This window comes from Methylophilus sp. 42, assembly GCF_000384155.1.
Lineage (GTDB): Bacteria > Pseudomonadota > Gammaproteobacteria > Burkholderiales > Methylophilaceae > Methylophilus.
Map to the genome: position 1 here is coordinate 2,464,757 of NZ_KB913031.1, position 21,651 is coordinate 2,486,407.

At 51.4% G+C, this 21,651-nt stretch carries 23 protein-coding genes; 3 read left to right on the top strand and 20 right to left on the bottom strand.

What is annotated here, in order from left to right:
- Positions 1–43: 43 nt before the first annotated feature.
- The 6 genes from mauA to MET42_RS0111745 all read right to left on the bottom strand — a co-directional run bounded on the left by mauA (position 44) and on the right by MET42_RS0111745 (position 5,084).
- Positions 44–607 (bottom strand): methylamine dehydrogenase (amicyanin) small subunit, encoded by a 564-nt coding sequence (gene mauA, locus MET42_RS0111720; protein WP_019883212.1) that lies wholly within the window; start codon positions 605–607, stop codon positions 44–46.
- Positions 608–646: 39 nt separating this feature from the next.
- Complete coding sequence (gene mauD / locus MET42_RS0111725) at positions 647–1,282, bottom strand: methylamine dehydrogenase accessory protein MauD (RefSeq protein WP_019883213.1); 636 nt, start codon at positions 1,280–1,282, stop codon at positions 647–649.
- On the bottom strand, positions 1,275–1,847 hold the full coding sequence (locus tag MET42_RS0111730) for a MauE/DoxX family redox-associated membrane protein (RefSeq protein WP_019883214.1): 573 nt from the start codon (positions 1,845–1,847) through the stop codon (positions 1,275–1,277). The genes mauD and MET42_RS0111730 overlap by 8 nt, the downstream gene beginning before the upstream one ends.
- A gap of 7 nt (positions 1,848–1,854) precedes the next feature.
- The gene (mauB, locus tag MET42_RS0111735) at positions 1,855–3,072 is read right to left on the bottom strand and encodes a methylamine dehydrogenase (amicyanin) large subunit (RefSeq protein ID WP_029512424.1); all 1,218 of its coding nucleotides are present in this window, start codon (positions 3,070–3,072) and stop codon (positions 1,855–1,857) included.
- A gap of 61 nt (positions 3,073–3,133) precedes the next feature.
- Entirely contained in the window at positions 3,134–3,991 is an 858-nt protein-coding gene (locus tag MET42_RS0111740; protein ID WP_019883216.1) for a methylamine utilization protein MauF, read from the bottom strand.
- Positions 3,992–4,241: 250 nt separating this feature from the next.
- Entirely contained in the window at positions 4,242–5,084 is an 843-nt protein-coding gene (locus tag MET42_RS0111745) for a TorF family putative porin (RefSeq protein ID WP_019883217.1), read from the bottom strand.
- A 503-nt stretch (positions 5,085–5,587) separates the two neighbouring features.
- Between MET42_RS0111745 and MET42_RS0111750 the strand changes: the two genes are divergently transcribed.
- Positions 5,588–6,598, top strand: coding sequence for a helix-turn-helix domain-containing protein (locus MET42_RS0111750; RefSeq protein ID WP_019883218.1), 1,011 nt, complete (start codon positions 5,588–5,590; stop codon positions 6,596–6,598).
- 37 nt (positions 6,599–6,635) lie between these two features.
- Here the strand turns inward: MET42_RS0111750 and tatC are convergent, their stop codons facing one another.
- The 3 genes from tatC to tatA are packed head-to-tail and all read right to left on the bottom strand — an operon-like array spanning position 6,636 to position 7,905.
- The gene (tatC, locus tag MET42_RS0111755; protein ID WP_019883219.1) at positions 6,636–7,388 is read right to left on the bottom strand and encodes a twin-arginine translocase subunit TatC; all 753 of its coding nucleotides are present in this window, start codon (positions 7,386–7,388) and stop codon (positions 6,636–6,638) included.
- Positions 7,389–7,739, bottom strand: a complete 351-nt coding sequence (gene tatB, locus MET42_RS0111760; protein ID WP_019883220.1) for a Sec-independent protein translocase protein TatB — start codon at positions 7,737–7,739, stop codon at positions 7,389–7,391. It abuts the gene before it with no gap.
- On the bottom strand, positions 7,732–7,905 hold the full coding sequence (gene tatA / locus MET42_RS0111765) for a Sec-independent protein translocase subunit TatA (RefSeq protein ID WP_019883221.1): 174 nt from the start codon (positions 7,903–7,905) through the stop codon (positions 7,732–7,734). The genes tatB and tatA overlap by 8 nt, the downstream gene beginning before the upstream one ends.
- A gap of 281 nt (positions 7,906–8,186) precedes the next feature.
- On the opposite strand from tatA, the gene MET42_RS0111775 reads away from it, so the two are divergent.
- The gene (locus tag MET42_RS0111775; RefSeq protein ID WP_019883222.1) at positions 8,187–9,944 is read left to right on the top strand and encodes an ABC transporter ATP-binding protein; all 1,758 of its coding nucleotides are present in this window, start codon (positions 8,187–8,189) and stop codon (positions 9,942–9,944) included.
- 35 nt (positions 9,945–9,979) lie between these two features.
- The gene (locus MET42_RS0111780; RefSeq protein ID WP_019883223.1) at positions 9,980–10,486 is read left to right on the top strand and encodes a DUF1993 family protein; all 507 of its coding nucleotides are present in this window, start codon (positions 9,980–9,982) and stop codon (positions 10,484–10,486) included.
- A gap of 74 nt (positions 10,487–10,560) precedes the next feature.
- On the opposite strand, the gene MET42_RS0111785 is transcribed toward MET42_RS0111780, so the two are convergent.
- The 11 genes from MET42_RS0111785 to MET42_RS0111835 all read right to left on the bottom strand — a co-directional run bounded on the left by MET42_RS0111785 (position 10,561) and on the right by MET42_RS0111835 (position 21,647).
- On the bottom strand, positions 10,561–11,463 hold the full coding sequence (locus tag MET42_RS0111785) for a dienelactone hydrolase family protein (RefSeq protein ID WP_019883224.1): 903 nt from the start codon (positions 11,461–11,463) through the stop codon (positions 10,561–10,563).
- Positions 11,464–11,493: 30 nt separating this feature from the next.
- On the bottom strand, positions 11,494–11,985 hold the full coding sequence (locus MET42_RS0111790; RefSeq protein ID WP_019883226.1) for a GNAT family N-acetyltransferase: 492 nt from the start codon (positions 11,983–11,985) through the stop codon (positions 11,494–11,496).
- A gap of 50 nt (positions 11,986–12,035) precedes the next feature.
- Positions 12,036–12,683, bottom strand: a complete 648-nt coding sequence (locus MET42_RS0111795; RefSeq protein ID WP_019883228.1) for a class I SAM-dependent methyltransferase — start codon at positions 12,681–12,683, stop codon at positions 12,036–12,038.
- A gap of 14 nt (positions 12,684–12,697) precedes the next feature.
- On the bottom strand, positions 12,698–13,249 hold the full coding sequence (locus tag MET42_RS0111800; protein ID WP_019883229.1) for a hypothetical protein: 552 nt from the start codon (positions 13,247–13,249) through the stop codon (positions 12,698–12,700).
- Positions 13,250–13,335: 86 nt separating this feature from the next.
- Entirely contained in the window at positions 13,336–14,496 is a 1,161-nt protein-coding gene (locus MET42_RS0111805; RefSeq protein ID WP_019883230.1) for an LLM class flavin-dependent oxidoreductase, read from the bottom strand.
- A gap of 19 nt (positions 14,497–14,515) precedes the next feature.
- Entirely contained in the window at positions 14,516–15,580 is a 1,065-nt protein-coding gene (locus MET42_RS0111810; protein ID WP_019883231.1) for an LLM class flavin-dependent oxidoreductase, read from the bottom strand.
- A gap of 340 nt (positions 15,581–15,920) precedes the next feature.
- Positions 15,921–16,379: a bifunctional diaminohydroxyphosphoribosylaminopyrimidine deaminase/5-amino-6-(5-phosphoribosylamino)uracil reductase RibD gene (locus MET42_RS0111815; RefSeq protein ID WP_232411543.1), complete on the bottom strand. Its 459-nt coding sequence runs from the start codon at positions 16,377–16,379 to the stop codon at positions 15,921–15,923.
- Positions 16,380–16,402: 23 nt separating this feature from the next.
- Positions 16,403–17,005, bottom strand: a complete 603-nt coding sequence (locus MET42_RS0111820) for a nitroreductase family protein (RefSeq protein ID WP_019883233.1) — start codon at positions 17,003–17,005, stop codon at positions 16,403–16,405.
- Positions 17,006–17,099: 94 nt separating this feature from the next.
- Positions 17,100–18,968 carry an extracellular solute-binding protein gene (locus MET42_RS0111825; RefSeq protein WP_019883234.1) on the bottom strand — a complete coding sequence of 623 codons (1,869 nt, stop codon included), beginning with the start codon at positions 18,966–18,968 and terminating at the stop codon, positions 17,100–17,102.
- Positions 18,969–18,984: 16 nt separating this feature from the next.
- A complete protein-coding gene (locus MET42_RS0111830) occupies positions 18,985–20,586 on the bottom strand; it encodes an ABC transporter ATP-binding protein (protein WP_019883235.1) in 1,602 nt (533 codons plus the stop codon).
- Positions 20,586–21,647: an ABC transporter permease gene (locus tag MET42_RS0111835; RefSeq protein WP_019883236.1), complete on the bottom strand. Its 1,062-nt coding sequence runs from the start codon at positions 21,645–21,647 to the stop codon at positions 20,586–20,588. The genes MET42_RS0111830 and MET42_RS0111835 overlap by 1 nt, the downstream gene beginning before the upstream one ends.
- Positions 21,648–21,651 lie beyond the last annotated feature (4 nt).

Consider the following 21,651-nt stretch of genomic DNA (forward strand, 5'->3'; position numbering starts at 1 on the left):
ACTGATTTTTCTTTAACAACAAGCGCTAATATGCGTTACGCAATTAGCTTGCTTTACCCACGATAGGTGAGATGGTGCAGTGATACGTCATCGCATCATTGTCAGCACCAAAGCACCAGACGATATCGTTGTTGAACTCTGGACGGTACACCGGCAATTCACCTTGTGTGTTGACGCAGTTACAACGGCCGCAAGTCTGTTTACCACAGCAATCGCGGTAGGCAATCAGGTAAGTCTGCTGATCACCCGGGTTGTAACAACTGGCCACCCATGAGCTTGGTGACAGGCTGCTGCCTGGTGGGCAAGAGGTCAAGGTACCGCCGCAGCAGTCACACAGGTTGCCGTCAATCGTACAATGGCGCCAGTAGTCACACGCTTTAGGATCCTTGTCCTGCGGCTTGAAGCCGCTTCTGGTCAGGTTGCCAGTGGTAGCTGCCTGCACTTCACCACCCAGGCGTGAGCGGCGGTCTACCGGCAACAATGGCAACAAGGCAGAACCGACCAGGAAGCCACCCAGGCGGCCGATAAAGCCACGGCGGCCGGTTTTGCTGGCGGTGGTCCGTGCCAGCTTCTCAATTTTTGAGTCAAACCCAGTTTCTTTTTTCATTTCGTTTACTCTCTCCGTAATCAAGACGTGAACCAGCGCTTAATGCACTTTGTTCGCGGTCACTTGTTTAAATTTAGGGGCAGTGTTTTCATCCTTGAGGTAGTTCTGCAAGGTTGAATGGCCATGACGGATAGTCTCGAACAGGCTTTCTACATGCTCTCGGGTATTGCACAGGCCTTTAGCCAGGATTTTGCCGTCTTGATCCAGCAGCACGCCGTAAGGCACTTTTGATACCTGGTAGCGCATGCCAATCTCGGCAGAAACCACATACAACTCACCATCCAGCGGGTGATCTTTGAGGAACTGGCGGTGTTCTGCCTGGGTACCATCACTGATCAGCACCACATCTGTTTCTTCAATCGCCGCAACAGAGCGGATGATAGGCAACAGCTTCTGGCAGATCGGGCAGGAGGGGCCGGTGAACATCAGCAGGCTAGGACGACCTGGGGTGATGGAGCGGCCAACCAGGACAGGCTCGCCGTCGAAGGTGTTCACATTGAAAATCGGTGAACGTTCGCCGACATCCGGACCGTGGTCTATCATCATGGCGCCCAGCGGTGCTGAACGTTCATGTAACAAACCAATCTGACGGATCACGCCCAGCATTAATGCTGCCAATGCCAAAAATGCTCCCCACAACAGCACATTTGATGCAATCAAGATTCCACTAGTCATTTGAATTTCCTTTATAGATTTCTAATTTATGTTTGGTCGCTGGAAAGCCAACCATCAGGTCTGCCGCCATGTAAATCAGTGACAGCATGACGGCCGAAGCCAATGCAGTCAGGGCTGATTCCACGCTGATGCTCGCTATCTCCAACGGCACCGCAGCGACATACAAGCTCATTCCAGCCAGGGCCAAGGCTCTCAGCACGTGAAACATGCCGATACGGCTCATGCTGGTCGGGCGGCGTACACAACCACAATCAATGTGGGTGCGGCCACGGCCGACATTCACCGCAATGGCGAAAGAGAACAGCATGAACAGCCCGGCAGCCACACAGGCGGCGACTGTGCGCAGTGACGGCACCAGCAAGGCGATTGCGCACCCCAGTTCCACCCATGGCAATAACTTGGCAAAAGGTGCGACCAGAAACCCTGGCAAAAGCTTGTAGTTGGCCACCACGCCCAGGAACTCATCCTGACTGCGGAGCTTGGGAATTGCTGCTGCTGCGAGAATCAGCGCCACAAACAATGACGCGAATATCGCAACGGTAGGATCATTCACCATCGAGTCCATATCGATCTCACTTATCCGCAATGAAAATCATGGAAGGTGCACGGCCCAGTTCATCAATACTGGATAAGGCCTTGCCGCTCACAGCATCAAAAGTGAACAGTGTTTTCGCTTCTTCAGACACCGCGTACAAGTACGGCTTCTCATCCTGGCTCACAGCGATAGAGTTAATTTCATGCTTCAACTCGATACGACGCAGGCGTTTGCCGGAGGTCGCATCAACCACAAACACATAGCGGCTAGGCAATTTGTGCGTCCATTTTTCGCGTTGGTCTGCCAGCAAATACAGCTCATTACGTGCTTTGTGGTAAGTCAGGGTTTGCCAGCCACCTGGACGCCATTTGTCCGCTTTTTCCTTGTCGGTGAACACTTCAATTGGCTTGATGAATTCGGCACCGTTCTCAGATAATTTCGCCTGAAAAATCTTGCCTTCGTACGTCGGCCAGGCCAGGTGGTTATTTGAGTTTGAGTAGTAAGGGTTATTCAGCAGATACTCTTTTTCAGTATGGAATACCTTGGTTGGCTTCTGCTTGGTAGCGCCCTTGTTGTCATAGGTGAACTGCATCAGAGAACCATCTCTACAGTGCATGAAGAAGTTCTGGTTTGCCGTTGGAAAAATATGGTAACAATCCGGCACATTCATGATTTTCACGAAGGCTTTTTTCTCCAGGTCCACCAGACCGACACCAGGTGAAGGTGAGAACTGCTGGAACAGCAGGTGCTTGTCATCCACACTCAAGCCCGCCGTACGCTCGAACACACCGGTCAGGAAACGGCCTTCAGGAATATCGATATCGGCAATCGGCTCATGCGTTCTGGTATCAATTAACTCCAGATAGTCATCACGCTTGCCACGTGCCACGCGGGAATACATGGTATTGGCGATGGCTAAAAACTTGCCATCTGACGCCACCATGACGTTAGGCAATTTACCGGCATCAGTCATGCCGAGCAGCTTGCTGGATTTGCCATCTATCGAATAAACAGTAGATGTCATATGGAAGTTACCTGGATCCAGCACATAGACGCGCTTAGCATCACTGGGTGGTGCAATCGAGATAGAAGTCTCGTCCTGCAACTTGGCAGTGATCTCTGAACCGAGCTGGTTTGGCGTTGCATCCGCCATGGCCAGGCTGCTGGATAGCATGAGTGCGGCCAAAACCAGCCCCCCCGCCAAGCCTGTCGGCTTAGCTTGACGAATCATCGATGGATGATCGAATGTTGTCATAAATCCTCCTAATATTTTTAAATGGATAGAACTTGCTATTGCGTCTGGTGTTGCTACCGGCTTACAGCATCACCAGCATTAAAGCTGCTGAAGCGATCGCCAATAACAGGAAACCATCAACTTCAACTGCACTTTCCTGCCAACGGGCCAACCAGGCTTGAACCGACTGATCCTTAACAGGTAAGAAGTTAACTGCCACTGGCAAGCAGCGACCGATATTGAATACGGCGATCACGGCAATGCCTGCCTTGACACCCCCACTGAGCAAAGCCACGCCAGTGACGATGTACAGCATCGGCGTTTGCACATAAGTAAGGTAGTTCATGCCCAGCGAGAAGCCATACAGCAGGCCAATCACAGAGGAACGGAAGCGGAAACGTGCATCATGTGGCACTTGCGCACGGCGTTGCGGATAAGGCATTTTCAAAAAGCCGAACTGGTGCAAACCGTAACCAATCGCCAGCGCTGCCAGGCCGATCACCGAGTACTGCAATGGCACGTCGGCAAACAACAACCAGCTGATACCACCCAGCGCGCCACCGAGCACCACAGCACCGATGGCATAGCCCACGGCATGCGTGAAAAAGGTAGGCGCCCAACGGGCAACCGAGCCGAATGAGTAGCGGCCTGCCGGTCTCAATAAACTTAAACTTGAGTAACCGCAAGGAGACCAGGTAGACAGCAAGCCGCCGACAAAAGCCAGCAACACAAACAAGCCAGTGAGCGCCATCTCCACCGACATCGCGCTATGCATGACGCGACCGGCAAACACACCGGCGGCAATCGCGGTGAGCATCATGATGAAGTGCGTACCGGTCGATTGTGATTTTGAAAAATGATACGCATCAGGGACACAGGTCTCAGCTGCGTAAGTTTGGGACGCATGACTGATGGCAGCAGTCCCTATGTTCATACTCATATTTCCTCCTTTGGCCTGTTGGCCTAAGCTTTGTTTTGAATGAAGCATGAATATAGCGATCTTGTTTAGCGGGCTTTAGCAAAAATCGGCATATCCCTTTTGTGAACGTTTTATGAAGGCCAAGTCATGCCAGTTTTTACTATTGAGAAAAAAGCCCCTTCCTTATGAAGGACATGTCGGAGATATCTGGAAGGGGCTATAAATCGTGCACAGCCGGCCTGGCAAGCCAGCTGGCGGGCTAGAACGCGAACTACATATTCAGGCGGATATAGCCAAAAAACTTGTTCTGGGCGGTTTTATAGCCATCCGCAGCGGTGTACCAGTCATCGTTGGCATCAATCGCCACATAACTGACACCGGCGTTCCAGCCTTTCACACTGCCGATGCTGAAATCTTTATTGAGGCCAACCGAATAATCGGTGTAATTGCCGATGTAATAGTTTTTAACCACCTGGTGGCCGACATGAAACACACAGTTGATGCCGGTATTGGCTAATGGTGTGGTGTAACTCGCCTCTACATAGTGACTGCCTTTGGAGCCACCCTCGCCCATCTCGTGATTGCCTATCATGGCGTGCCCCATGGATACCGTGTTCACACCAAACCAGTCTGTCAGTGAGTGTGAGTATTTGAGATTGAACTGATGGTAATCGACAGCGATATTGGCTTCTGCCACATGCGGATGCTGGCCGACATAGTGCCGGTTTTGCGGATAGTAATACTCAATAAAGCCTGCGGTCACTGTGGCATCGTTAGCAAAGGTTTTTTTAAAGCCGCCATACAGATCGATCTCATAGGTATTGCCATAAATCGCATCTTTATTGACATTGGTATAGCCCAAGCCCAGAAACCAGCCACTATCATGTGAATAATCCACGGCCGCCTGAAACGCGCCACGGCCACGGCCATACGAAATGCCTCTGAACAAATAATCGCTATAAATGCCCACATTGCCATTGAAATGATGCGGGGATGCAGCTGGCTCAGCCTGACCGTCTTTACCCAGACCAATCACCTCTTCTGCGTGTGCCTGGCTGGTAAGCAGGGCAAATAACAAGCATGCGCCAAACTGGCGCTTTCTTTCCTCGTGCATAGATTTCCTCTCTCATCGCTCTTTGATTTTTTAGTGTTGATTAACAACCAGGCTAGAAAGAAAGGCGGGGAAATGAAGACGCGCAACCGTGTGTCGTGACTGGTGTTTTGTAACATTGTTTGTCATGATGCAAACACCACGGTCACTCGTGGATATCCCCCTGCCTAGCACTAGCGGCTAGTTGATTCATTTCAATTTGAAGCGATGTGACAATAGCGGCGATGCAGAAAGCGATGTAGCAAGAATTGGCAAAGCTGCGGAAAAATGCAGAAAAAGCATGCGTGTTTTGCCGTTTATTGCTATCCATCTGGACATTTCCGCTCTAAAGTGGCACTGACAGGCAGTTTTTCTGTCATAAAAAATAATAAAACCGGGTGTTTAAGGCCTAAAAAGCAATAAAAATAATAAAAAACAATGAATTTAGTCCGAATATTTATATAAATGGACTTTCATGGATATCCCCACCGCACTCTCTAAAGCGGTGAATATCAGGAGCGATTAAAATGGGGTTTAGAGAAACAATACTGGGGCTGGACCAGCTGGTCAGCCCTGACTTTCACTTGGTGAAACGCAATACTGGTGATGTGCTTGAACAGGCTGATGCTTTGCCGTTTTGGTCGCAAGACTATACGCAACTGAGCAAAGGTGTTTTTTCAGGGGCAGTGAACAGTGTGAGCTGTAATGGGATTCAAATTTTCACTGAAACCATGAACCGGGCGGTGGACCAGATTGCCAGTGCACCGCAAGACTCTTATGTGATCGGGCTCACCACGGTGGTCGAAGGCGAAGCCAGTTGGGGATTGCTACCCGTGCGGGTCAACTCACTGATTACGCTGGATAAAAATGCCGAGCTGTATTTCAGGACATCGACCATTTCAGAAATTACCGTGGCGGTGATTCCGGCCAAACGGCTGGAAGCCTATGCAGAGAAAATAGACTGGATGAATTTTGGTCAGGTCATGGGCGCGATCAAACCGGTGGAGTTATTACCGGCAAATGTGGCCAAGCTGCTGCTGAGCACTTTGCATTATGGTTTGCAATTTGGTGCCGAACAGGAACAGAACCTGGACAACCGGCAAAAATGGGAAAGCTTTGAAGAAGACCTGATGTCAGCCTGTTTGCATGCGCTATTCCACGCCAGTGAAAATACGCACCCGCATTTCGACTACCGTATCCCACGCTATATTGTGAACCGCGTCCGCAGCTCGACTTTAACCAATCCCGGCTTTCCGTTGACGATAGAGGAATTGTGTAAGGTCTTGAAAGTGAGCCGCAGAACACTCAATCACGCCTTTATCCGTGTGCTGGGCATTACGCCAGTGACCTATATGCGCAATGTGCGTTTGCAACGTATCCGCATTGAGTTGCTCAATGCCTCAAAAGATGTTTCGAGCATCGCGCATGTGGCCAGCAAGTGGGGGTTCTGGCATATGAGCCTGTTTTCACGCTATTACCGTGAACTGTTTGGCGAGTGCCCCATTGATACCTTACAAAGAGCAAGAGGCCAAAAGTAGGCCTCTTTTTTTCACATCGCCTCAATCATCCATTCATTTAAGTGCCGGGTAACGCCGCCAGCGTTGCGCGATTGCGGCGGTAAATCAACACACGAGCTACCAGCAACCCCAGCTCATATAACAGCCATAACGGGATGGCGAGCATGCACTGAGAAATGATATCGGGCGGTGTAAAAATGGCACCAATCACAAATGCACCAACAATCACATAACCACGGCTTTCTTTCAGCGTATTCAATTCGACCAGGCCCATATAGGCAATCGCCACTACGACAATCGGGGTTTGGAAAGAGACGCCAAATGCCAGCGTGATGGAGATGAGGAAGTCCAGATAATTACCGATTTCCGTCATCACAGCCACCCCCGCCGGGGCGCTGCCAATAATAAATTTGAACACGACCGGAATAACGACATAAAAGGCAAAACAGGCACCGAGCATAAACAGTGACAAACTGGCCAGTACACCCATCACGCTAATCAATTTCTCCTTGGGATACAGGCCGGGCTGCACAAACTTCCATAACTGGTACAAGGTATGGGGCAGGCTCAGGACAAAGGCCACATACAAGGCAATTTTGAGCGGAATCATGAAAGGCGACGTCACTGAAGTCGCAATCATCTTGCCGCCTGCAGGCAGTTGGCTGAGCAATGGCGCCACAAAAAACTGGTGCAGTTCATTGGCAAACGGCAAGGTACACATCGCTGCGAGCAACAAGCCAATCAGGATACGGATACACCGCGTACGCAGCTCGTAAAAATGGCTGAGGGTATCGTGTTGTGTCATATGCATTTATTTGATAGTCACAGGCTCTGCCTGCGCAGACTCAACATAAGCCACCTCGGTGACAGGCACTGGCTTGGCAACAGGCTGCGCAATGACCATGTCTTCAATTTCGGCATGCACTTCCATCAGGCTGGCCTGCATGCTCAGCAGTTTCTGCTGCGCATCTGCTGTGGCTTTTTTCATGGTATCCAGCGCCACCTGCCGGTCAATATCCTGCTTGACCCCAGAAATATAGCGCTGCACCCGGCCATACAGCAAGCCATAGGTCCGGGCCAGCTTAGGCAACTTGTCCGGACCAATCACAATCAACGCCACCACCACGATGACGATGATTTCGGAAAAACCAACTTCAAACATGCTTGGATTGGTCTTCTATCGCCGCGGGCTGTTCATTCATGGCTTCTTTAAAGCTTTTAACTGCGCCACCCACATCGCCGCCCAGGTTACGCAACCGCTTGGTGCCAAACACCATAGTCACCACTGCCAGCACAATCAGCCAGTGCCAAATACTAAAACTTCCCATTTCAAGTCTCCTTAGATTGTGCATGCAATCATCCGCCATAACGCGCACCCGGGTTAGTAAAAACTGGCATGACCTGCATGAACCTCGTACAGGCATATTAGTCAATACTGTTGCCAAGCAAACAGCCGATAGTCGTGCAGTGTTTCATTCACAACACCTGAAATCATCAAGCCTTCGAAGCCCATTGTTTTGATTAGCAAAAATCATGGCACGAAGTTTGATTAGTCTTTCAGTTGGATCAGGGACAACCCTGGTCATAGCGAAAGAATAGAGAGTTAACTATGCAAAACGTATGGCGTGCCATTCAGTTTATTCCCGAATATAAAGGGAAAGTCATTGGGGTGATCCTGGTCGGTACCGCATTGGGATTTATCAATACCGCCACCCCGTATTTGTACAAGATGATTGTTGATGTCATTGCACACCTGCTGTCAGGCACTATCACTCAGCAACAAGCCACCTGGAGTGTGACCGTATTACTCGGGATATTTTTTGCCTTGCGCCTGGGGGTGGTGATATTCGGCGCGATCCAGAACAAGCAGGCCGATGATTTGTGGCTGGATACCGTGAGCACTTTCCGCCAGCGCGTGTTCGATAACATGACGCAAAAATCGATTGATTACTTTGAAAAAACCCGTGTCGGCGAAATCATGGATCGCTTTGGCACCATTACCAGCATCACCATGTGGCTGTCTTCGCTCACTGAAGGCACCCTCTCTGGCATCCTGCAAATGCTGTTTATCATCACCGTGCTGCTGGTCAAGGCGCCCGTCATTGGCCTGATCATGGCCGGGGTGCTGGCCATCAATTTCTGGGTGTCTTACCGCACCGTAGGCTGGACACACCAGTATCGCCGTGGCTGGCAAGCCCTGGCAGGCCGGATGACCGGATTGCTGGCAGAAATGGTTGGCAACATTGCCACCGTACGCAGCTTTGGCGGCGAACCGGCAGTGAAACAACGCTATGACACCACCCAGGCCGAATGGCGCGTGGTGCGAGACAACCTGCATAAAACCCAATGGAAGTCAGAACAAGGCCTCAATGTGGTGAATACGTTTGGCGTGTTTGCCGCAGTAGCCCTCACTGTCAATGGTGCGCTCAAAGGCGCTTACACCACAGGTGATATCCTGCTGGTGCTGACCTTGAGCCAAAGCCTGATCAGCACTATCGGCCCGATTGCCAGACAGGTAAACCAGGCCAGTGAAATCGAGAGTAGTGCCGAGCGGTTGGTGGAACTGCTGGATGTAGAAGCAGAACACAGAGACAAACCTGATGCCATCGTGCTGGAACAGTTGGAAACCATCACTTTTGACCAAGTCACTTTCCGTTACCCTGGCAAAGAAACCAGTGCTTTAGATCAAGTGTCGTTTCATCTCAATGCGGGCCAGACACTGGCACTGGTCGGCACCAGCGGCAGTGGCAAAACCACCATCGTCAAACTACTGATGCGCTTTTATGACCCGACCGAAGGCCGCATCCTCATTAACGGCATAGACCTCAAGGATTACCAGCAACGCAGCATCCGTGCCGTGATGGGCGTGGTATTGCAAGACGTCGCCCTGTTTAATGACAGCATAGGCGAGAACATTGCCTTTGCCAGACCGGGTGCGACTAACCAGGACGTGATTGCCGCAGCGGTTGCAGCACATGCTGACGAATTTATACAGCATCTGGATGACCAGTATGAAACACGGGTCGGTGAACGCGGTATTAAACTGTCTGGCGGCGAAAAACAACGCGTGGCGATTGCCCGCGCCATTCTTAAAAATCCGCAGCTGATTATTCTGGACGAAGCCACCAGCGCACTGGACTCTGAATCAGAACACCTGGTGCAGCAAGGCCTGGAGCAGTTGGTGTCAGGCCGCAGTTCCATCATCATCGCGCACCGTCTGAGCACGGTCATGAATGCAGACATGATCCTGGTATTGCAACACGGCCATATTATCGAAAGAGGCCATCACGCCGAGCTGCTCGCCGTGCAAGGGCTGTATGCACGACTATTTTCACTGCAATCCAAAGGGCATCTGGCCGTTGCCTGAGCCTAACTTCAACCCCACTTTATGGTGATTAAAAAATGAGCACTTCTTTATATCAATTATCCGTCCCGACCTTTATTAAGTTTCTCGGCAATCTGTCCCATATTCTGGACAAAGCCGCTGCGTTTGCCACAGAAAAAAAGATAGAACAAAGCGTGCTGCTGGAAACCCGCCTCTATCCCAATATGTTTACCTTTGGCCGCCAATTGCAGCGCGTGGCGGATCATGCCACCAGCTACTCCGCCAGACTGGCTGGCCTGCCNCCCCCAAAATTTGCCCTGCCACTGACCACCTTTGCCGAGTATCAAGCCTTGATCAAAGCATCCATCGATTTCTTGTCCGCACTGGAAGCCAGCCAGATTGATGGCCAGGAAACCAGGGAAATCTCTATCCCGCGTGGCACCGAAGTTCGCGTCGTACAAGGCCAGCCACATCTGCTGAATAACATTTTGCCCAACTTTTACTTCCACCTGACCACCGCCTACGCCATTTTGCGCAATATCGGTGTGGATGTTGGTAAACAGGATTTCTTAGGCAGAAGCTAACCATATATACAAAAAAGTGGGCAATTGCCCACTGTTATTACTTTCCCGCCAGCCGCTTACCAGGGCTGGCTTTTTTATGCTGATGTTCTCAAGTGCTGGTTAAAAAAGTCTATACTGCGTTGCCAGGCCAGCGTAGCGGCGGCCTCATCATAACGTGGTGTCGTATCATTATTAAACCCATGCTGGGTGCCCGCATATTGATAGGCCTGATATGCTTTACCCGCAGATTTCAGCGCCTGTTCATAAGGCGGCCAGCTGGCATTAACACGCTCATCCTGCTCGGCAAAATGAATCAGCAATGGTGACTTGATGGCAGGCACGGCCTCCAATGGCGGCGCACTACCGTAAAAAGGCACGGCTGCGGCCAACGTTGGTAATCGCGTCGCCAAAAGATTGCTCAGGCTGCCGCCATAGCAAAAACCAATCGCCCCCACTCGCCCATTGCTCTCAGGCAATTGTGCCAGCCAGTGAAATGCCGCCACAAAGTCCTCTTGGGTTTTAGGCTGATCCAGCTTTTTAAACAACTCGCGCGCAGCATCCTCATCCCCCGGATAGCCGCCCAGCGGCGTTAACGCATCAGGCGCAAAAGCAATAAAGTTCTCCAGCGCCACGCGGCGGGCAATATCTTCGATATGCGGATTCAGCCCACGATTCTCATGAATCACCAGGACAGCTGGCAATTTACCAGTGATGTTGACCGGCTTGACCAGATAGCCTCTGACTTTGCCATAGCCCTTGGGCGACTCGACTTCGACATACTGCGCCTGGATACGGCCATCATTACCCGCAATGCGCTGGGCATAGGCAAACTTTGGGGTCAAGGCCTCCAGCAAGCCGACGGCCGTAAATGCACCGGCAAATCTGCCAGCTTTAGAGATAAATGTACGCCGGTCTATGTCACCGTGTACAAATTGATCAAACAACCTTAACGCTTCCGGGTGAAAGTCACTTGCAGTGTGTTTGGGAGGATTAGACATTGGATACATCTCCTAGCAATTTAAATATGTTTAGAGCAACAAGGCCATTGAAATATAGTTTTCATAGTGTTCATTAACTTTCACAGCATTGATGTGAAGTCCTTCTTTTAAGAAGCCAAATTGTTCATAGAGCTTAATGGCAACGTCGTTATGCTCTCTTACTGTTAATGTAATCCTGGTTAAACCGGACGCGCATGCAGCTTCCAGCGCAGCTTGCATTAAACGTTTGCCAATTCCCTGTTGCCGATGTCCGCGCACCACGCCTATTCCGAGCACGCCTGCATGTGCATACACCGGCCGATCAAGTGAGGCAATATCACACCAACCCACGACTTGCTGGTTGTAAAGTGCAATAAAATGCGGCCAATGTCCGGCAATATTTTTCCTCACGAAATTAACGGTCATCTCATGCGGCGGTCCTTCTGTGAAAGACAGGTATTTAAGCTCTCTGGCAACACTATCTACAGCAGCGGCAAAACCATCAATGTCATGCTCGCTTATAGGTTTAATCTCATATGTCATTTTTTAATGCTACATGGCCTGTCAGGTGAAATAGTCAAAAAGCTCGAATACTAAGCCAGCACATATTCAAGTGCCCAAAAGTGTTGCCATGCATGAAAGCGAACCTGGCTGGCCGAAGCACTCACCGCGCCTCGCAGCTCCTGCTCGGTAAAAAAATTCTTCAGTATGCGATGTGTAGAACCATCCTCCAAACGACGTAGCTGATAAGTATTGCCTGAAGCGTCTGGTTCGCTAATCGGCGTGCTACTAGCCTCAACATATCGATTGTCCAGAAACACGACACGTGCCCCCTGTTTTAGCGAGGCATGGAGTTGATGGAGAAATAAACCAAGCCGTTCACGTGGTACATGAGAAAGCCAGAATCCAGCAAAGGCGGCAGAAAAATCGTCTTCACGCACTGGGGGATGATAGGCATCCCCAATCACAAACTGTACATGTGATATCTGAACGCGCTCATTAGCAATCGCGAGTGTCTCAGGCGATGCATCAATAGCAAGTAATGCTTGAACAACCGGTGCCAAGAACTGCGTCCAATAGCCCGTGCCACAAGCAACTTCAAGCAGATAATGGCCCTTAAACACCGATGGCAACCAGTGCTCAATATTTCTCAGGTCTGCCTGGCGCTCCGGTTTTAAATAAACACGATCATATTCGCGTGCTCTCGCTGAGTAATAGGCCTGTATTGTGTCAATGCTCATGCATTCCTTTAGATTCAACCGGGCCTGTAACGCCAGCGTGGAATCAATAACAATGCCAGCAGTGAACCGATGGCAATCGCTACAGAAAGCCAAACCACGACATGGTGCTCTGCCATGTGTTCAGGATAAATTTTTAACACGGCGCCCAGGCCAATCGTATTGCCGCCAACCACTAATACTGCCGCAGCGTAATCATGAAACCGTCTGGCCTTATTCGCACCCATCGCCCATTTTGGATCCGTGTTATAGCTGGGCAATTCAATATGTGCGTTTTGCAGTCGCTCAAGCTCAGACAAAAAGGCCCTCAAATTAGTGATCGCCCGCTCAGCCTTGTAGTTCAAAAATGCGAGACATGTCGACGAGACAGGGAAACCAAGTACCAGCCACTCAACGGGCAGTTGGCTGGCCCCCTCGCCTGGTTTCAGTGCTACGAGGGCGGCAAGCAAGCTGACTGTGAGCGTGACATACAATGCCAGCGCTTGCTGACGTTGCGCAATTCTGGCGTTGACCTCCTGGTAGGCCGCAATAAACCTGTAATTAGCATCTACAATCAGTTTGGCAGTCATGCCATATACACTTTCTCACTATTCACTCATACCAAAAAGCCCCCATGCAAGCTGTGCATGAGGGCTTTGTTTGCCAGCGTGTTAACTTAAGCCACTGCGCGCAAATTACTCGCGCCTGATTTACCACGTACCAGCGGCAACACTTCTTCACCGACACGATACGCTTCTTCCAGATGCGGCGTACTGGCCAGGATAAAGGCATCTGTACCCAGTTGCACCAACTCATCCAGTCTGGCGGCGACATTCTCATAGCTACCGACAATCCCCAAGGTCTGGCCACCGCGCAGCAAGCTGAATCCCGTCCAGATATTGGGCGACAGGATAAAGTCTTTGTAGCTGTTAATGGTTTGCGGTCTCAGGCCACGCTGGCGGCTGGCACCCACGGAATCCCCGGCGTTTTGTGCTTTGTAACGATCCAGTATCTCTTTCGGAATATTCTCAAAGCCACGGCTGACTTCGCGCCATGCTTCTTCCTCGGTTGGACGCGCAACGATATCGACACGAATGGAGCACTTGATCTTGCGACCGAGGTGATCGGTGCGCTCTTTCACCCGCGCAAATTTGTCTTTGATCAAGTCAAAAGGCTCCAGCCATGACAGGTAGTAATCCGCATGCTTGGAAGCCGAAGCCAGCGCGGCATCAGAAGAGCCTGAGAAGTAGATTTCCGGGTACTCTTCTTTGGACAGCGGGTCTGGCAGGCCTGCATCTTCGACCTGGTAGAACTGGCCATTATAGGAGAACGGGCCACCTGCCCAGATGCCTTTAAGCACATCTAGGAACTCAGTGGTACGGCCATAACGGTCATCATGTTTGACCGGGTCTCCCCACCATAATTGTGAAGGACCGCCACCACCGGTAATAATGTTATATAAGGCGCGGCCACCGGTTGCACGTTGCAGGCTGGCAGTCATGCGCGCAGCCACCACCGGGTTAAGAAACCCAGGCTGGAACGGAATCATGAAGCGGAAATTTTTCGTCTCGCGGGCCAGGAATGCAGAAATAACCCAAGGTTCATCCGTATTCGGGAAAGAGGGAATCAAACCGCCCTGGAAGCCGGAAATTTCAGCGGCACGTGCAATTTCTGCCAGGTAGTCGATGTAGGTGAAGCCATCGTCACCTCCGCCACCCAGACCACTCAAGGTCTTGTTGTCATTGCCAGGAAACCAGTCTCCACGGAAGGGATCACGCGCCCGGTGTGACCCTGGCTCGCCATGGGTTGGAATTCTCCAAAAAACATCTATGCTCATTATTTTCTCCTTATAAGTCCTAAGCGGCTTGCTTTTGCGCAGGATTAGTTAACTGGCGGACCAGCGGCAACACATGCGTGCCTACACGATAAGCCTCTTCAAAATGCGGCACGGCGGCCAGTACAAATTGCGTCACGCCCAAATGTGCGTAGGCCGCCAAGGCGGCCGCCACTTCGTCATAGCTACCGATCAGTGAAGCTTTGGCGCCCGTATGTTGCTCAGAGAAGCCTGGCCACAACAATGGAGAGTCATCGGCGGGGATAGCAGCCTCGGTTTGATTCAGGAAACGTTTGGCATCCTCCAGGGCTTCTTCACGCGTTTCACGGGCCAGCACGTCTATGCGCAAGGCAAAGTCGACTGCCCGGCCTTGTGCAATCTGGCGATACGCGGCAATTTGCTGCGCAATGGCATCATGTTCCACTGCATCCAGCACATGCACATCTGCATGCTTTGCGGATAGCTCAAGCTGAGCTGTGCTGTTGCCACCCAAATAAATGCTTGGCACTTGACGGTCAGACAAAGGCCCTTGAAAACCGCCATCCTGCACTTCAAAAAAGCGTCCGACAAAATTAAACGGGAAGGTCGTTAAGACGCCTTTTGCCACGGTGATGAATTCATCAATGCGCGCCAAAATATCCTGTTTGGGGACAAAGTCACCCAATTGCTTGCGGATGCGCTCGTCCTGGCTGCCTTCAGTGATATGCCAGGCAAACCGGCCACCGGTATAGCGCTGGAAACTGACCGCATTTTTGGCCGCATAGACAGCAGAACCGCGTGAAGCATCAAACTGGGTGAGCAATTTCAAACGCTGCGTGCTGCGTGCGACATAGCCCGCGACAATCCACGGCTCTTCGCCATCCGGATTATCTGGAATAAAAATGCCATTAAAACCGGAAAGGTCAGCCGCTTTGGTGACCTGGTGGATGTAATCGAAATAACTGAACGCATTGCGACGCGGGTCAGTCACGCCGTTACCGAATACGGGATAGTTGGGATCAGAGGCTTCGCCGCGGCGCTGCCTAGTCGCATTGCCATAGCGCGCATCGCCTGAAGTGGGTAATTGCCAATAAAATTGATTAGCCAAAATGTTTCTCCTTCGTTGTGCAAGCAGCTTGTGCCTGCCCGTTGCAAATATGCACCTACGAAGATGTATTGGCATGTTCCGTGCCAACTGTTTTACGGGTTAGCTTGGAAGTGATAAATAGTGCTATCTATATGAATATTAAAAACAATTAAACATTCAACAAATGTAGACACACCAGCAAGAAAAGCCGCAAATGCAACAGCATTGTTGCCCTGCAAACATTTCCCCTACTTTAAGTGTTGTTATTACAACTACAAGATGCCTGTGAAAAACGATACTGCATAAATCGACGTGAGATAGGGAGCGCCATGGCCGTAGCAGCACTCAACATCCTAAAGGACTAATCCATACGTTTCTGTTGACTGACAGGCACAGCAAGATATGCCCCAATATCTTTAAGCACGCGTTGCTCAAGTACGCCAACAGTCACTTCTACACCTGCCGCCCTGAGAATATCAACACCTGCGCCAGCATTACGAGGGTCAGGATCAAGCGTGGCGATGACTACCCGTTTAATGCCACTGGCTGCCAGCGTTTTCGCACACGACGGCGTTCTACCATGAAATGCACACGGTTCCAGTGTCACAAAGGCCGTCAACTCAGACAGGTCACCTGACACCTTGGACAACGCCATGGCTTCTGCATGCGGCTGCCCAGGTGACTGCGTATAGCCGCTCGCGACCACCCTGCCCTCCTTCACCAGCACACATCCGACCGGAGGATTGGGGCGACACGCAGGCCATGCCTGGCGGCCTACCCGCAAGGCATGATGCATGAAGTATTCGCAAAACGAAGACACACTATTAACCTTTCACAGGATGATTATTCTGCAAAGCTAAACTTGCCTTCGGCAACAAACTTTTCAACCGGTTTTCTTGGCGTGGGCTGCTCGCGCTCATGAAAGTCTTCTGGCAACACAGACTTATCCGCCTGTTTACCAACGGCAATCAGGATTTCTACTTGGTAACCTTCTGGCACGCCTAACACTTCTGGCGCAGCATCACGGTTAAAGCCACCAATCGCCCGTGTGCGCCAGCCCAGTTGATAGGCCTGGAAAGCCAGGCTGGCCCATGCCGCACCTGCGTCTAAAGAATGATTTTTTAATGGCGATGCTGCCGTCTCGCCCGGGCGCACATGTGTCTTTTTGGAAACCAGTGCAATCAGCACAGCGGCGCGATTGACCCAGCGCTGGTTGTTCTCGTTGAGCAATGCAAACAAATCGTCCCAGTGTGCAGAGCCATTTTTAGCATAAATAAAGCGCCAGGGTTGCGAGTTATTGGCCGAGGGGGCCCAGCGCGCGGCTTCAAACAGGCTGAGCAAAGTGGCGTCATCAATCGTCTCGCCGGTGTAGGCGCGTGGTGACCAGCGGTCAATAAAGATTGAAGCCACTTGATGTGGGGCATGTCGATTAGATAGTTGTGTCATATGACTCTCCGGATGTCATCTCAAAATAGGTCAAATTGCATCACCCTCGCATCCCATGAGAATGTGAGTAATCACACAGAATGCATGTTTGTTTTTAATGCGAGGACGTTGGTATGGCTGCATGACTATCCCACCAGTAGGCAAGCACCCACTCTTGCGCACCGTAGTACTTGGGCAGCACTTGCGGGCGTTTTAAACGTTGGTGATAGATCATGTAATGCTTGGTCAGGTAGCGCCACGGAATGACGTAATGGCTATGCACCAGCACGCGGTCCAGTGCATGTGCGGCTATTTCCAGTTCATGCTGGCTATCGGCATCCAGTAGCTTCTGGATCAGCGCATCCAGCACCGGCGACTTCACACCAATCACGTTTTCCGAGCCCGGGACATCAGCATCCTTGCTGTTGAACTGACGCCAGAGCTCAGCACCAGGCATTCTGGCCTCGCGTAATGCAATGGTCGTGTAATCATAATCAAACTTACTCATCTGGCTGCGCGCGGTGGCCGCATCCGCTACCCGTTTGACGACTATCATTCCCAGCTTGGTCATATTCAAGCACACGGGATCCATATAAGGCGTCTGCCCGCGGTTAGCAAAAGTCACCTCAATCACAAACGGTTCGCCTTTGGCGTTACGCAACACGCCATCACGGTTATGCCAACCAGCCTGGCCTAACAATTCCAGCGCCTTGGTCAGGCTTTGGCGGATACTGCCAGGTGGTTTTGTATTCGGCTGCTCCAGCATGGGGCCAAACACCTCTTTCGGTAACTGGTCACGGTAGGGCTCCAAAATTGCCAACTCTTCCACGCTGGGCACACCCTTGGCCGCCAATGGGCTATAGGCAAAATAGCTATTCACACGCTTGAATTCGTTATCAAAGATCTTCTGGTTCATAAACTCGAAGTCCATGGCGTAGTTTAAGGCCAGCCGTACGCGCGGATCCTGGAATTTTTCGCGGCGCAGATTCACAATCCAGCCATTCATGGCAACCGGATTCTGGTGCGGCACCAGCTCCTTGACCAGTTCGCCTTCATCAAAGCGCTTGCCAATATACTGGCAGCACCAGTAACGCATTTTGTTTTCGTTCAAAAAGTCAAAGTCCCCCGCACGCAGCGCGGCGACCATGGTGTCAGTGTCTTTATAAATGCGGTAAATCACGCGTTCAAAGTTGTAACTGCCCGCGCGTGACGGCACCTGATTACCCCAATAGGCAGGATTGCGTCTATAAGCCACATCTTGCCCGCTGACCGCGCGCTCGATTAAATAAGGCCCGGAGGCCACCGGGATTTCGAGGCCGATCTTGTTAAATGGCACACGGCTACCATCCGCTTTCAATCCCCACTTGGGCGAAAATATTGGCAGGCTGCCTGCCACAAACGACAAATCCCTGCCCTTGCGTTTAAACTCAAAATGCACGGTTTGTGCATCAATCACCGTCAGTGATTTAATCTCTGAGAAATAAGCCTTGAAGCGTGGATTACCTTCTTTATTGGTCAAGGTATCAAACGAATATTTGACCTCTTTGGCCGTGACCGGGTCACCGTTGGAGAACTTGGCAGACGGATTGATATGAAACGTCACGGCACTGAAATCCGGCGCCAGCTTGATGTCGTCGGCCAGCAAGCCATATTGGGTATTGATCTCATCCAGGCTGTATACCGTCAGTGTTTCAAACATCTGTTCAATCAGGCCGGGGGCTGGCTTGCCTTTAAGGCTGAATGGATTGAATTTATCAAAGCCGCTGTTCTGGCTGATCACGGCAAAACGAATCTGGCCGCCTTTGGGGGCGTCAGGATTGGCATAGTCAAAATGTTTGAAATCGGCTGGATATTTTGGCTCGCCAAACTGAGCCACGGCGTGCGCAGACAAAGCACTATCCATAGGCAGCATGACACCTGTCACAAAAGACAGCGCCATCAGCAAGGCCCAGGGCAATAAAGAGTGATTGGATCGAATATGCATATTGTTTTTATCTTGATTAAAGCGAGGCTTGCACCAGTGACTGTGTATAAGGATGCTGTGGCGTGTGTATGATTTGCTCGGTATCGCCGGACTCAATGATTTCGCCATCCTTGAGCACATACACGCGGTGCGCGAGTGCCTGGATCACGGTCAGGTCATGGCTGATGAGCAAATAACTCAGCCCAAACTTTTTCTGCAGGCTCACTAGCAATTCCAGCACCTGTTTCTGGATCGACACATCCAGCGCTGAAGTCGGCTCATCGAGAATGACGACTTTGGGTGACAGCACAAATGCGCGCGCAATGGCAATACGCTGACGCTGGCCGCCAGAAAACTCATGTGGGTAAGAATCCAGCACCTGGGCACTGAGGCCTACTTCGGACAGCACCTGCACAATGCGTGTGTAACGCTCTTCGGCAGTCAGCGCTGGAAAATGCAACTCCAGCCCCTCGCCGACAATCTGGCGGACGGTCTGCCGCGGTGACAATGAGCCGAACGGATCCTGGAACACCACTTGCAACCTGGCGCGCATTTCGCGCTGCAAACGCTTGCTCAGTTGATACAGCGGTGCGCCATCAACTTCGATGGTGCCCGACTTGACCTTGATCAGGTTGAGCACAGCCTGCGCCAGTGTCGACTTGCCTGAGCCTGACTCGCCGACGATGCCCACAGTTTCACCTTCACGCAGCGTCACATCTGCGCCATGCAAGGCAGTAAAGCTGTGCGATTGCAACAAACCACGCCAGCCTTTGCGGGGCAATGGATACTCCACGCGCAGTTTGCGTGCCTCCAGCAAGGTTTTAGCATCACTGGCCACCGGTAACACATTGCGCTCGGGGATGCTGTTAATCAGCTTGATGGTGTAAGGATGTTGCGGCTGCGCAAACAAGGTTTGCGTATCGGCGGTTTCCACCAGGCGGCCACGCTCCATGACCGCCACCCGGTGTGCAAATTTACGCACCAAGTTGAGGTCATGCGTAATCAGCAGGATCGCCATCCCCTGCGTGCCATTTGCACGCACGTCTTCTTCCTGCAGTTCAATCAGTAATTTGACAATGCGTGCGCGGATGGTCATATCCAGTGCGGTGGTCGGCTCGTCGGCAATCAGCAGCTTGGGTTTGCAAGACAAGGCCATGGCAATCATGGCGCGTTGGCGCTGGCCGCCCGATAACTGGTGCGGATAACTGTTGATGTTTTTTTCTGGTTGGCGGATGCCGGTGCGCGTGAGCAATTCCAGCGTTTTCTGTGTTGCTTCAGCACGTGACAAGGCCTGATGCGCAATAATGGTTTCCACAATCTGTTCGCCAATGGTGAACAAAGGATTGAGTGCCGTCATTGGCTCCTGGAAAATCATGGCAATGTCGGCGCCACGTACACGCTGGATGTCACGTGCGGATTTTTGCAGCAGGTTTTCGCCGTTAAACACGATCTTGCCGCTCAATTGCGCCGCTTCGACCAGCTTTAAAATCGAGAGTGCCGTCACGGTTTTACCCGAGCCAGACTCACCTACCAGTGCCAGCCGCTCGCCGCCTTGTATGGTCAGGTTCAGTTGTTCAACTACGGTTTTCTGGTCAAAACGGGCCGAGAAATTCTCTATGGATAATAATGGCTGTGTCATTACAACGTCCCGCCTTGTCTGGCATCAGAAATGCGGGTATCCAGCGCATTACGCAGCGCCTCGCCGGTAAAAGTCAGTAACAGCAACGTCAGTACCAACACACTAAAAGAAGACAGTGCAATCCACCAGGCATCGAGGTTTTCCTTGCCTTGTAGCAGCAACTGCCCCAGGCTGGGCGCTGGTGCAGTCACGCCCAGGCCGAGAAAATCCAGGCTGGCCAGCGCCATAATGGCGGCGCTCATACGAAACGGTAAAAAGGTGATCACCGGTGTCAGGCTGTTAGGCAGAATATGGCGCCAGATAATCTGTGTGTTGGATAAGCCCAGCGCCCTGGCAGACTTCACATATTCAAGCTGGCGATTGCGCAAAAACTCGGCGCGGACATAGTCAGACAACGTGATCCAGCCGAACAGCGACAACAAGCCAAACAGCAACAGCAAACTGTGATCAAAAATCGAGGCAAAAATAATCAGCAGGTATAACTCCGGCATGGAGCCCCAGATATCAATCAGGCGCTGTATCACCAGGTCGGTCTTGCCAGCAAAATAGCCTTGCACAGCACCAAAAAAGATACCCAGCACCACACCAACCGCAGTCAGGCCCAGCGCAAACGTGACTGAGACGCGGAAGCCATAAATGAGCCTGGCCAGAATGTCATAACCGGCAATATCGGTACCTAGCAGGTTTTCATCATCCGGCTTGCCAGGATAATGCTCGGCCTTGGAAAAATAGTTGAGTGTGTCGTAGTAATAAGGGTTGAGCGGATAAATGGCAAAATTGCCCGCTTTGCTCAGTTGTGCCTTGATAAACGGGTCGTGGTAGTCGGCCTTAATAGGTAAATTGCCGCCGAAGATGGATTCCGGATACTCATTGAGTAAAGGGAAATACCATTGCTGCTCATAACGCACCACCAGCGGCCGGTCATTGGAAATCACTTCCCCGGCCAGGCTCAGCACATACAGTGCCACAAATACAATCAGGCTCCAGTATCCCAGGCGATTGCGCTTGAAGCGCTGCCAATTGCGACGGGCAGGAGAAAGATGGGGAATAACTTGACTCATGATG

Bases quoted from the DNA above. Each gene is read 5' to 3' on its own strand.
- mauA (WP_019883212.1), bottom strand. From the start codon at position 607: ATGAAAAAAGAAACTGGGTTTGACTCAAAAATTGAGAAGCTGGCACGG.
- mauD (WP_019883213.1), bottom strand. From the start codon at position 1,282: ATGACTAGTGGAATCTTGATTGCATCAAATGTGCTGTTGTGGGGAGCA.
- MET42_RS0111730 (WP_019883214.1), bottom strand. From the start codon at position 1,847: ATGGACTCGATGGTGAATGATCCTACCGTTGCGATATTCGCGTCATTG.
- mauB (WP_029512424.1), bottom strand. From the start codon at position 3,072: ATGACAACATTCGATCATCCATCGATGATTCGTCAAGCTAAGCCGACA.
- MET42_RS0111740 (WP_019883216.1), bottom strand. From the start codon at position 3,991: ATGAGTATGAACATAGGGACTGCTGCCATCAGTCATGCGTCCCAAACT.
- MET42_RS0111745 (WP_019883217.1), bottom strand. From the start codon at position 5,084: ATGCACGAGGAAAGAAAGCGCCAGTTTGGCGCATGCTTGTTATTTGCC.
- MET42_RS0111750 (WP_019883218.1), top strand. From the start codon at position 5,588: ATGGGGTTTAGAGAAACAATACTGGGGCTGGACCAGCTGGTCAGCCCT.
- tatC (WP_019883219.1), bottom strand. From the start codon at position 7,388: ATGCATATGACACAACACGATACCCTCAGCCATTTTTACGAGCTGCGT.
- tatB (WP_019883220.1), bottom strand. From the start codon at position 7,739: ATGTTTGAAGTTGGTTTTTCCGAAATCATCGTCATCGTGGTGGTGGCG.
- tatA (WP_019883221.1), bottom strand. From the start codon at position 7,905: ATGGGAAGTTTTAGTATTTGGCACTGGCTGATTGTGCTGGCAGTGGTG.
- MET42_RS0111775 (WP_019883222.1), top strand. From the start codon at position 8,187: ATGCAAAACGTATGGCGTGCCATTCAGTTTATTCCCGAATATAAAGGG.
- MET42_RS0111785 (WP_019883224.1), bottom strand. From the start codon at position 11,463: ATGTCTAATCCTCCCAAACACACTGCAAGTGACTTTCACCCGGAAGCG.
- MET42_RS0111790 (WP_019883226.1), bottom strand. From the start codon at position 11,985: ATGACATATGAGATTAAACCTATAAGCGAGCATGACATTGATGGTTTT.
- MET42_RS0111795 (WP_019883228.1), bottom strand. From the start codon at position 12,683: ATGAGCATTGACACAATACAGGCCTATTACTCAGCGAGAGCACGCGAA.
- MET42_RS0111800 (WP_019883229.1), bottom strand. From the start codon at position 13,249: ATGACTGCCAAACTGATTGTAGATGCTAATTACAGGTTTATTGCGGCC.
- MET42_RS0111805 (WP_019883230.1), bottom strand. From the start codon at position 14,496: ATGAGCATAGATGTTTTTTGGAGAATTCCAACCCATGGCGAGCCAGGG.
- MET42_RS0111820 (WP_019883233.1), bottom strand. From the start codon at position 17,005: ATGACACAACTATCTAATCGACATGCCCCACATCAAGTGGCTTCAATC.
- MET42_RS0111825 (WP_019883234.1), bottom strand. From the start codon at position 18,968: ATGCATATTCGATCCAATCACTCTTTATTGCCCTGGGCCTTGCTGATG.
- MET42_RS0111830 (WP_019883235.1), bottom strand. From the start codon at position 20,586: ATGACACAGCCATTATTATCCATAGAGAATTTCTCGGCCCGTTTTGAC.
- MET42_RS0111835 (WP_019883236.1), bottom strand. From the start codon at position 21,647: ATGAGTCAAGTTATTCCCCATCTTTCTCCTGCCCGTCGCAATTGGCAG.